This window comes from Halarchaeum acidiphilum MH1-52-1 (assembly GCF_000474235.1).
In the GTDB taxonomy this organism is placed as follows: domain Archaea; phylum Halobacteriota; class Halobacteria; order Halobacteriales; family Halobacteriaceae; genus Halarchaeum; species Halarchaeum acidiphilum.
This window is the reverse complement of the sequence record NZ_BATA01000086.1, coordinates 1-9,545: the sequence shown is the minus strand read 5'-3', so window position 1 is coordinate 9,545 and position 9,545 is coordinate 1. Positions and strand designations below refer to the sequence as shown.

The window sequence follows — 9,545 nt, the reverse complement described above, 5'->3', positions numbered from 1 at the left end:
GCGCGTCGAGGGCGACGACGTACACGCCCTCTCGGGACGCGCGGAGCGCGCGTTCCGCGGACGCGTCCAGCCGGTCTTTCAGGACCCCTACGAGAGCCTGAACCCGAGCGTGGCGGTCGGCGCGACCGTCGCCGAACCCCTGTACGACCGCGTTTCCGACGCCGACGCGCGCCGCGAGCGCGTGCACCGCGTCCTCGCGGACGCGGTCTCACACCGGCCGCCGACTACGTCGACGTCCGCCCGCCCTCTCTCTCCGGCGGCGAGCGCCAGCGCGTCGCGCTCGCTCGCGCGCTCGCGCCAGATCCCGACGTCGTCGTCCTCGACGAGCCGGTCTCGATGCTCGACGCGTCCACGCGAGCCGCCGTCCTCGGTCTCCTCACCGACCTCCGAGAGCGGTACGACCTCACGTACGTCCTCGTGAGTCACGACTACCGGCTCGTCCGCACCGCGTGCGACCGCGTCGGCGTCCTCTACCGCGGGCGCGTCGTCGAGCGCGGTCCCGCCGCGGCCGTCCTCGACGACCCGCGTCACCCCTACACGGCCGCGCTCCGCGACGCCACCCCGTCGCACGACCCAGCGACCGAACGCCGACACGCCGACGTCACGCCCGCCGTCACCGACGCCGACGACCCACCCGCCGGGTGTCGCTTCCATCCGCGCTGTCCGCGCGTCGTGCCACCGGAGGACTGGACCGGGAGCCGCGACGCCTTCCGCCGCGCCCTCCGCTTCCGTCGCCGCGTCGCGGATCGCGATCCCGTTCTCGACGACCGCGCGAGCGCCGACGCCGTCCTCGCGCACGGTCTCGTCCTCGACCTCCCGCGCGCCCGTCAGACGGCCGCCGAACGCGACTCGGGCGGCACGCGCGTCGACGTCGACCGCCTCGTTCTCGGTCCCGACGAACGCGCCGCGCTCGACGCCGCCGCCGAAGCGGTCGTCCGGGGCGACGATAGCGCGGCGCTCGCCGCACTCGGCGGCGTCGTCGAGACCGTCTGCGCGCGCGACGCGCCCGACGAGCGCGACATCGACGGCCGGCGCGTCGCCTGCCACTGTCCCGTGGCGGGCGCGACGCGTCACCGGACGAGTGAGGTGCGTCGCGCTATTCGAGCAGGAGAACGAAGGCCCGCCAACAGCCGTAGGCGAGCGCGAGGAGCGCACAGCCGAGGGCGACGACGGGGACGCTCACGCGCGTCGGAACCGACCCGTACGCGGTGAGACCGACGCCGAGCGCCACGCCGAAGCCGGCGAGCGCGTACCCGAGGACGAGCGCGGCGATCCCGCACGCCACCGCGAGCGCGCATAGCGAGCCGCGAGCCGACTCCGGGACGCGGCGGGCGATCAACCGTTCGATGCGACGCCTCGCCCGCACGAACCGTCTACCCGTCGCCGTGCTCGTCCGCGATGACGACCTCGCCGTCGACGACGTCGACGTTGATGAGGGTCTTCACGTCCACGTCCGACTCGTCGAGATCGTTCGGGCCGGCCTTCTTGATGACGGCGAGGACGTCCGCGACGTCCGCGCCGATGTGTTCGAGCGCGTCCGTGATGGCGCGCAGGGTCCCGCCCGTCGAGAGCACGTCGTCGAGGACGACGACCCGATCGCCCTCCTCCACGTCGTTGATGAACATCTCGGACTCCGAGTAGCCCGTCTGCTGCGTGAGCGCGACCTCCCCCTCCAGCCCGTACTCGCGCTTGCGAATGACGACGAGCGGCACGTCCGTCATCAGCGAGAGCGCCGTCGAGATGTGGATGCCCATCGCCGCCGGCGTCACGATCTTGTCCACGTCGTCGAGGTCCGCCTTCCGGATGAGGCGGATCGTGATCTCCCGCAGGAGCTCGGGTTCGAGCATCGGCACGCCGTCGCTGATCGGGTGTACGAAGTAGTGATACCCCTCCTTCTCGATGATCGGCGCATCGAGCAGCGACTGCTTCAGTCGATCCATGTCGCCTCTTCGAGCGCGCGCAATAAAGCCTGACGGACCGTCGCTCGATCCGACGCCCGCCCGGCGACCGTCGCCCGCGCCCCTCGGCGGACACGCTTAAGCCCCCGTCCCGGATACCCGCGTACGATGCCACGCTGGACTGCGCCCGCGTACGAGAACCCGCTCGCCGTCCTCTTCGTCTGGGTGAGCACCCTCCTCCCGTGGGAGGTCACCTACGCCACGCTCACCGGCCCGCACGCCTCCGTCCTCTTCGTCCGCTGGCCGTTCTTCCAGCTCCGCCGCCTCGCGGACCTGACGAGCACCGCGAGCGAACTCACCTTCGCCACCTCATTCAGCGCCTACCGGTATCAGGCCGGCACGACCATCCACACCGGCTACCTCGTCTGGACCGTCGTCTCCGCCGCCTCCCTCTGCCTCCTCGCCTTCAGCGTCTACTTCTACCACCGCGAGACCGTCGTCCTCGAACGCGTCGAGCGACCCGCGCGCCTCGTCGGCGCCGCGCTCCTCCTCATCGGTCTCGGCTACCTCGGCGCCGCCTACGCCATCTACACCACCGGATTCAGCGGCATCCACGTCCCCGTCGGCGCGCTCTTCCAGATCCTCTTCGGCGCGCTCCTCCTCACCAACGATCCCGGGTGAGGCCGCATGCGATAAATACGGGCCGCCCGAGGTGTCCGATATGGTCTCACCCGTGCTCCTCGCTGTCGTCGCAGTCGTCGCGCTCCTCGTCCTCACCGTCGCGTGGCGGCGCTATCGATCCGGCGGCGCCGCCACCCGCGAATCAAAGCGCGCCCACGAGGCCGCACAGGAACGCGAACCCCCCGTCGACATCGGCGAGACGTACGAGTTCGGCGTCACCGAGTTCAGCGATCACCACTCCGGCGACCGCGTCGCCGTCGGCAAAGTCGAGGGCTTCGTCCTCTTCACCGAGGACGTCCCCGGCTCGGTCGAGGAGGGCGACGTCATCCGCGCCAAAGTCATGTCGTTCAACCGGGACAACACCTCCGCCGACGCGTCGTACGAAGGACGGGCGTAGAGGGGGCCGGGACAGACGGTTCACTCGTCCGTCACCGCGACCACCCCACGGCGAAGCGGCCGCTATGAGGTTTGCGAGAGTAAGCGGTAGGAGGTAGAACCTTCCGACTGAGCAACTTGAGGCGCTCCGACTCACTCTGAAGGGATCGCGGAGGGTGATGGACCACCAAATTGCCCTCTTTGACGAGACCGACGACAAGGCTATCGTATGGAGTCAGGCCTTCATACCGCGAGGAAGTTCGAGATGGCGAGTATTCTGATCCGTTCCCGCTGTACCCCCTCGTAGAGGGCAATGCTGACTTCGCGATTTCTGAGGCCGCGAGCCGTGCGGGTAGTCGCTCGTCGCGGTCGGAGGGACTGAATCTCGACATTGGATCCCATACGAACGCGCTCCTCCCCTCCCTACTCACTCGCTTCGCTCGTTCCTTGAGGAAGGGGACTCCGCGCTACCGCTTCAGTCGAGTCGTTACGGACAGCAGAAGGGCCGGCCTCTATCCGACAGCTGACACTGTTCGGAAGAAGACCGAAACCGGCAGAAGACGCCGGTTTACTTTTAGGTCGTATGGGGCCGGAGGGATTTGAACCCCCGATCGACTGATATCTCCGGTGCGCCTCGGAACTCCAGAGGGTCGTCGTCGCGACGCGGTGATCAGCCCGTCGCTCGGTATACCAGTCTGGAATTTCGTCCCGGGCGCGTGGCCTCTGGAGTCAGTCGCCATCCCTGGCTTGGCCACAGCCCCTCGCGTTCCGTCGTACGGCGATTTCGCCTAAATGGGTTTCGATCCGCTACTCCCGATCGGTCTCGCTCCAGTCGCACTCTTGGCACTTGTAGCCGGTGACGTACTCGGTGACGGTCGGCATGTAGCCCACGCTGACGACGTCGCCACCGCACTCCGGGCAGTCGCGTTCGGTGTCCTCGATGGTTTCGGCTTCCATGACGTCGCCGTCCTCGATGAGTTCGGCGAGGCTGTGCGGCGTCACCATGCGCCCCTGCACGACGCGATTCGCTGGCATACGCCGGTCGAGGGGCGGGGCGGCCGTAAACGCTCCGCTAGAGCCACGGGGCGCGTTCCTCGCCGTCCGTTCCGGGGTAGCCGTACGGGGCGTCCGCGACGTCGGTGCGGTCGGTCTCGGGGACCGCGGGCGTCGACGCGTCCGAGTCGGCCCGTCCGGGATCGATCGCGAGGAGACCGGCGAGTGCGAAGACGGGGAGCGCGGCCCCGCCGGGGACGATCCCGAACAGCGAGAGCGCGAGCGTCCCGAGCGCGACCGCGCTCCCGAAGCGGAAGCGATCGATGTCGAGGAGGTGCCGGAGGTGGGGTTCGAGCGCGACGACGGCGAGCGCGAAGCCGACGCCGACGAGGCCCGCGCCCGCGGCGGCCGCGACGACGCGCGGGTCGAACTGGACGGCGAGCGCGAACGACGACGGCCGGACGCTCGCGAGGAGTCCGAGAGCGACGACGATGCCGGGACTCGGGAGGTAGTCGCCGACGCGCGAACTCGCCGTCTTCGCGGCGATGGCGAGGACGACGAACGCGGCGAAGCGCTCGAAGGTCGCGGCGTCGAGCACGCTCGCGATCGTGGGTGCGAGTGCGGCCTCGATCGCGGCGATGGCGACGAGCGGGACGCCGACCGCGAGGACGGTTCGGGCCTTCGTCGCGCGGTCGGCCTGCATCTCCGCGAGGAGGACGGCGACCGTCGCGCTCCCGCCGAAGACGAGGAGACCGACCTGTAAGACGCCCGTCGGAACGGCGAGCGGGCCGACCGTCGTCGTCGCTTCGAGCGCGCCGCCGAGGACGAGCGCGGGGAAGACCCCGTCGACGAGCGGGAGGAGCATCACGGTGGCGAGCAGCCGCGTCGCGCCGCCGACACGCTCCTCTAATCGGAGGGCGACCGGGTGGCCGGAGATGCTCATCTCAGGGGCGATGGCCGTGACCATCGGCCGAACGGCGATGAGCTGGACGATACGGCGATGACCGGGACGCCATCTGCCGCCGCCAGAAGGTGGTGGCTCCCGTAAATGTCCCGGCGGTCTCGCAGAGTTTTGTAAAGTCGCCGGAGCGCTGGGGCCGGTCACCGGCGATACGGACTGCGATGGGACTGTGGGAGTCCATACATCTATTTCGTTGGCTGAGTGGCATAAATGTTGTGTGAGACGAACGGCCATGCGACGACCGTTCGTCACGCCGATATGCGCTGTATTTGGATGAAACACACAATTACCCGGATTCGGGGCCGTATTGTGGTATTACACTCGTCCCACACCGACATCGTACACGGTTCCTCATTCTCCGGTGGTCGTCCGTCAACCGCTCGCTGGGTGACGACCGGTGATCGATATGCACGCTCGTGTCGATGTTCCCCCCGCCGATCGGCCGGCTACGGAACGTTTTTGGGTATCGGGCGACCACGGTTTACATGGCGAACGACGAGCGACCTAGTGGTACCTTCTCCGAGAAACTCGACGTCCCCGAAGCGCTCACGTTCGACGACGTGCTGTTGCGGCCCGCCGAGAGCCGCGTCGAACCGGACGAGGCCGACGTCTCCACGCGCGTCTCGAAGAACGTCTCGATCAACGTCCCGATTCTCTCCGCGGCGATGGACACCGTCACGGAGAGCGAGCTCGCCATCGCGATGGCGCGCGAGGGCGGTCTCGGCGTCCTGCACCAGAACCTCGACGACGACGACCTCGTCGCCGAGATCGAGCGCGTGAAGCGCGCTGACGAACTCGTCATCCGCCGCGAGGACGTCGTCACCGCCTCACCAGAGCAGACCATCGACGAAGTGGACGCGATGATGGAACGCGAGGGGGTCTCCGGCGCGCCCGTCGTCGACGAGGACGATACGGTACTGGGGATCATCTCCGGCACCGACATCCGTCCCTACCTCGAGGTCGGCGAGGAGGACCGAGTGGAGGAAGCCATGACGGACGAGGTCATCACCGCCGACGCGGACGTCGACGCGCGCGACGCCCTCGAACTCATGTACGAGCACAAGATCGAGCGCGTCCCCATCGTGGACGCCGACGACCGCCTCGTCGGTCTCGTCACGATGCAGGGCATCCTCGCGCGCCGCGAACACGAGGACGCCGCGCGCGACGAGGAGGGTCATCTCCTCGTCGGCGTCGCCGTCGGTCCCTTCGACGTCGAACGCTCGAAAGCCGCCGACGCCGCCGGCGCGGACGTCGTCTTCATCGACTGCGCGCACGCGCACAACCTGAACGTCATCGACTCCGCCCGCGAGATCGAAGCGGAGATCGACGCGGACGTCGTCGTCGGCAACGTCGGCACCGCCGAGGCCGCCGCGGACGTCGCCGACTTCGCGGACGGCATCAAGGTCGGTATCGGTCCCGGCTCCATCTGTACGACCCGAGTCGTCTCCGGCGCTGGCATGCCCCAGATCACCGCCGTCTCGCAGGTCGCGGACGTCGCCGCCGACTACGACGTCCCGGTCATCGCCGACGGTGGCATCCGCTACTCCGGCGACGCCGCGAAGGCCTTCGCCGCGGGGGCAGACGCGGTCATGCTCGGCTCCTACTTCGCCGGCACCGACGAGGCGCCGGGGCGCGTCATCACGATGAACGGCAAGAAGTACAAGCAGTATCGAGGTATGGGGTCCGTCGGCGCGATGCAGTCCGGCGGCGGCGAGCGCTACCTCAAGGATGACGTCGAGGACGAGGAGTACGTCCCCGAGGGTGTCGAGGCCGCGACGCCGTATAAGGGTCCGCTCGCGAGCGAACTCCACCAGCTCGTCGGCGGCATCCAATCCGGCATGGGCTACGTCGGCGCGTCGACCATTCCCGAGTTCAAGAACGAATCCGCGTTCGTCCGCGTCTCCGCGGCCGGGCAGACGGAGGGCCACGCGCACGACGTGATGATCACGGACGAGGCGCCGAACTACAGCCCGGGCGAGTAGCAGAGCCAGAACCCGCTTCTCCCTCTCAGGCCGCGCCGAGGATGAACTCGCGGACGGTGAGATCGCAGATCGCGACGATGACCGTGCCGACCATGATGAGCGTCCCGTAGCGAAGCCAGTACGTGAAGTCGATGTTGTCGCCGTGGCGCTCGCTCATCTTCACGGCGACGACGGTCGCGGACGACCCGATGTAGGTCGCGTTCCCGCCGAAGGCCGCACCCATCGCGAGCGCCCACCAGAGGACGTCCGTGTGGAGGTGGAGCTGCTGGTTCATCGCGTGGATCACGGGCAGCATCGCGGCGGTGAACGGGATGTTGTCGACGACGCCGGAGCCGACCGCGGAGACGAGCAGTACCATGATCGACGTGAGGTAGGTGCTGCCGGCGGTGAGGCTCGTGAGCGCTTGGGCGACCTGCGTGAGGACGCCGGTCTTCGAGATGCCGTGGACGACGACGAACAGCCCCGCGAAGAAGAGCAGCGTCGTCCACTCGACGCGCCCGACGACGCGCTCCATGTCGGGGTCGGTGATGAGCAGGAGCGCCGACGCGCCGATGAGCGCGACCGCGGCGGGTTCGAGACCCGTCACGGAGTGGAGCGCGAAGCCGATGGTGACGGCGAGCAGGACGATCACGCTCTTGTACGTCAGCGTCCAGTCCTCGATCTGGTCCTTCGGGTGGAGGCTCATGATGGTGTCCTCGGCGCCCTCGCCGGCCGCCGCGATCTTCCGGTTCGCCTCCGCGATCTCGTCGCGGTAGAGGACGCGGACGATGGCGAGCGAGACGAGGATGCTCACGACCGTCACCGGGAGGAGGTTCCGGAGGAAGTCGACGTACGTCAGGCCGGCCTCGGAGCCGATGAGGACGTTCGGCGGGTCGCCGACGAGCGTCCCCGCGCCCCCGACGTTGGCCATGATTGCCTCGAAGAGCAACACGGGCTTGATGTCGACGTCGAGGTCGTCGCAGATACGAATGGAGACGGGCGCGACGAGCAACACCGTGGTGACGTTGTCGATCGTCATCGAGCCGATCGCGGTGAGGACGCCGAAGAGCGCGAGGAGGTAGAAGTAGTTCCCCTGCGAGAGCTTCGCCGCGTACACCGCCAGCCCCTCGAAGAGCCCGGTGTCCTCGATGACGCCGACGATCAGCATCATGCCGAGCAGGAGGCCGATCGTGTTCCAGTCGATCGCCTCGACGATGACCTCCTCCTGCGTGTAGAAGCCCGTGACGAGCCCGGCGATCACGATCGCCGCCGCGCCCGCCATCGCGACGGTCGCGCGGTCGATGCGCTCGCTGATGATGAGCACGTACGTTACGACGAAGATCGCGACGGCGGCGAGGGTCCCGACGTCCATCGCTAGACGTCGTCACCCCGCTCGCGAGGGACGTCGCCGCTACCGACTGAGTGAGACATGGTTAGTCGAATAGCTGATCCCTAACGCGCCTAAAAGTACCGATCCGCTGGCGCTTTCGCCGCCCGGCGGGACGTTCGTGGCCGACCCCGACGCCGATCGCGCGCAAGCCCGACGACGGGCGCGTCCGGTTTCGAACGGCCTACTCCTCGCCGTCGTCGCCGCGGTGGATGACGAGCACGGGGACGTCCGCGTTCCGCACCACCTTCTCCGTGACGCTCCCCGAGAGCACCCGATCGAGACCGCGCCGGCCGTGCGTGCCGATGACGATGAGGTCGATCCCGTGTTCGGCGGCGTAGTCCACGATGTGCTTCTCCGGCGATCCGGAGACGATCTCCGTCTCGACCGTCAGCCCCTCGTCCTCGGCCTCCTCGCGCGCGCGCTCGACGAGATCCTCGCCCATCTCCTCGAACTCCTCTTCGAGGCTGATCGAACTCACGGACGTCGGGAGCGTGTCCGGGTCGACCGTGTGGACGATGTGGAGCGTCGCCCCGTACTGCTTCGCCAGTCCGATAGCGTGTTCGAAGGCCTCTTCCGAGACGTCGCTCCCGTCGATCGGAACGAGGACGGAATCGTACATACCCCACCCGACGCCCGAGGGCACAAAGGAACTGTCGGCTACGACGCGTCGGCGAGCACGGCGACGAGTTCGTCCGCGACGCGCGATCCCAGCCCCCCCTTCGAGCCGGTGTACTCGTCGTACGCCTCCGGTCTGACGACGAGCGCGCGCGTCTCGTCGCGCCCCATCACGCTCGCGTCGTTCGCGACGACGAACGCGAGGCCCGCGCGCTCCATGATCCGCCGCGCCTCGCGGACCATCGCCCCGTCGTCGCCGCTCGTCTCCGCCTTGAATCCGACGAGCGGCAGGGCGGGATGCTCCTCGCGGACGGTGTCGAGGAGCTTCGGCGTCGCCTCCAAGTCGAGCGTGAGGTCGCCGCCGCTGCGGATCTTCTCCTCCGCCGGCTCGACGGTGTAGTCCGAGATGGCCGCGACGGAGAGCAGGGCGTCCGCGTCCCCGCAGGCGCCGAGGACGGCCGCCAGCATCTCCGCCGCCGACTCGACGCGCTCGACGTCAGCGTACGGGACGTCGTCGCCGTCGTGGACGAGCGTCACGTCCGCGCCGCGGACGTAGCACGCGCGGGCGACCGCCCGGCCCGTCCGTCCCGACGAGCGGTTCGTCAACACCCGCACGGGGTCGATGCGCTCGCTCGTCGCGCCCGACGTGACGACGACGCGCTCGCCGTCGA

The 9,545-nt window shown here is 68.6% G+C and carries 11 protein-coding genes and 1 tRNA gene; 4 read left to right on the top strand and 8 right to left on the bottom strand.

The features are described from left to right. Positions 1-1,212, top strand: a 1,212-nt coding sequence (locus AOZ13_RS15790; RefSeq protein ID WP_148294597.1) for an oligopeptide/dipeptide ABC transporter ATP-binding protein, incomplete at its 5' end; no start/stop codon positions are given. Here the strand turns inward: AOZ13_RS15790 and AOZ13_RS14575 are convergent. Then, the gene (locus tag AOZ13_RS14575; protein WP_199897072.1) at positions 1,097-1,339 is read right to left on the bottom strand and encodes a hypothetical protein; all 243 of its coding nucleotides are present in this window, start codon (positions 1,337-1,339) and stop codon (positions 1,097-1,099) included. The genes AOZ13_RS15790 and AOZ13_RS14575 overlap by 116 nt on opposite strands. A gap of 34 nt (positions 1,340-1,373) precedes the next feature. Then, entirely contained in the window at positions 1,374-1,940 is a 567-nt protein-coding gene (gene hpt, locus AOZ13_RS12140; RefSeq protein WP_021780718.1) for a hypoxanthine/guanine phosphoribosyltransferase, read from the bottom strand. A 126-nt stretch (positions 1,941-2,066) separates the two neighbouring features. Between hpt and AOZ13_RS12135 the strand changes: the two genes are divergently transcribed. Beyond that, a complete protein-coding gene (locus AOZ13_RS12135) occupies positions 2,067-2,579 on the top strand; it encodes a DUF7549 family protein (RefSeq protein ID WP_020222297.1) in 513 nt (170 codons plus the stop codon). 40 nt (positions 2,580-2,619) lie between these two features. Beyond that, positions 2,620-2,976 carry a TRAM domain-containing protein gene (locus AOZ13_RS12130; RefSeq protein ID WP_020222296.1) on the top strand — a complete coding sequence of 119 codons (357 nt, stop codon included), beginning with the start codon at positions 2,620-2,622 and terminating at the stop codon, positions 2,974-2,976. 562 nt (positions 2,977-3,538) lie between these two features. On the opposite strand, the gene AOZ13_RS14045 is transcribed toward AOZ13_RS12130, so the two are convergent. The 3 genes from AOZ13_RS14045 to AOZ13_RS12120 all read right to left on the bottom strand — a co-directional run bounded on the left by AOZ13_RS14045 (position 3,539) and on the right by AOZ13_RS12120 (position 4,890). Continuing rightward, positions 3,539-3,715 (bottom strand) — tRNA-Trp (locus AOZ13_RS14045). 46 nt (positions 3,716-3,761) lie between these two features. Further along, complete coding sequence (locus AOZ13_RS12125; protein WP_021780716.1) at positions 3,762-3,989, bottom strand: DUF5795 family protein; 228 nt, start codon at positions 3,987-3,989, stop codon at positions 3,762-3,764. A 37-nt stretch (positions 3,990-4,026) separates the two neighbouring features. Then, positions 4,027-4,890: a DUF5794 domain-containing protein gene (locus AOZ13_RS12120; protein ID WP_049934113.1), complete on the bottom strand. Its 864-nt coding sequence runs from the start codon at positions 4,888-4,890 to the stop codon at positions 4,027-4,029. A gap of 503 nt (positions 4,891-5,393) precedes the next feature. Here AOZ13_RS12120 and guaB point away from each other — a divergent pair. After that, positions 5,394-6,890 carry an IMP dehydrogenase gene (guaB, locus tag AOZ13_RS12115; RefSeq protein ID WP_020221531.1) on the top strand — a complete coding sequence of 499 codons (1,497 nt, stop codon included), beginning with the start codon at positions 5,394-5,396 and terminating at the stop codon, positions 6,888-6,890. A 25-nt stretch (positions 6,891-6,915) separates the two neighbouring features. On the opposite strand, the gene AOZ13_RS12110 is transcribed toward guaB, so the two are convergent. The 3 genes from AOZ13_RS12110 to AOZ13_RS12100 all read right to left on the bottom strand — a co-directional run. Then, positions 6,916-8,241 carry an ArsB/NhaD family transporter gene (locus AOZ13_RS12110; RefSeq protein ID WP_020221532.1) on the bottom strand — a complete coding sequence of 442 codons (1,326 nt, stop codon included), beginning with the start codon at positions 8,239-8,241 and terminating at the stop codon, positions 6,916-6,918. Positions 8,242-8,440: 199 nt separating this feature from the next. Next, a complete protein-coding gene (locus AOZ13_RS12105; protein WP_020221533.1) occupies positions 8,441-8,878 on the bottom strand; it encodes a universal stress protein in 438 nt (145 codons plus the stop codon). Positions 8,879-8,916: 38 nt separating this feature from the next. Then, a partial coding sequence (locus tag AOZ13_RS12100) for a phosphopantothenoylcysteine decarboxylase (RefSeq protein ID WP_148294595.1) occupies positions 8,917-9,545 on the bottom strand: 629 nt, incomplete at its 5' end.

Bases quoted from the DNA above. Each gene is read 5' to 3' on its own strand.
- guaB (WP_020221531.1), top strand. From the start codon at position 5,394: ATGGCGAACGACGAGCGACCTAGTGGTACCTTCTCCGAGAAACTCGAC.
- AOZ13_RS12120 (WP_049934113.1), bottom strand. From the start codon at position 4,890: ATGAGCATCTCCGGCCACCCGGTCGCCCTCCGATTAGAGGAGCGTGTC.
- AOZ13_RS12125 (WP_021780716.1), bottom strand. From the start codon at position 3,989: ATGCCAGCGAATCGCGTCGTGCAGGGGCGCATGGTGACGCCGCACAGC.
- AOZ13_RS12135 (WP_020222297.1), top strand. From the start codon at position 2,067: ATGCCACGCTGGACTGCGCCCGCGTACGAGAACCCGCTCGCCGTCCTC.
- AOZ13_RS12110 (WP_020221532.1), bottom strand. From the start codon at position 8,241: ATGGACGTCGGGACCCTCGCCGCCGTCGCGATCTTCGTCGTAACGTAC.
- AOZ13_RS12130 (WP_020222296.1), top strand. From the start codon at position 2,620: ATGGTCTCACCCGTGCTCCTCGCTGTCGTCGCAGTCGTCGCGCTCCTC.
- AOZ13_RS12105 (WP_020221533.1), bottom strand. From the start codon at position 8,878: ATGTACGATTCCGTCCTCGTTCCGATCGACGGGAGCGACGTCTCGGAA.
- hpt (WP_021780718.1), bottom strand. From the start codon at position 1,940: ATGGATCGACTGAAGCAGTCGCTGCTCGATGCGCCGATCATCGAGAAG.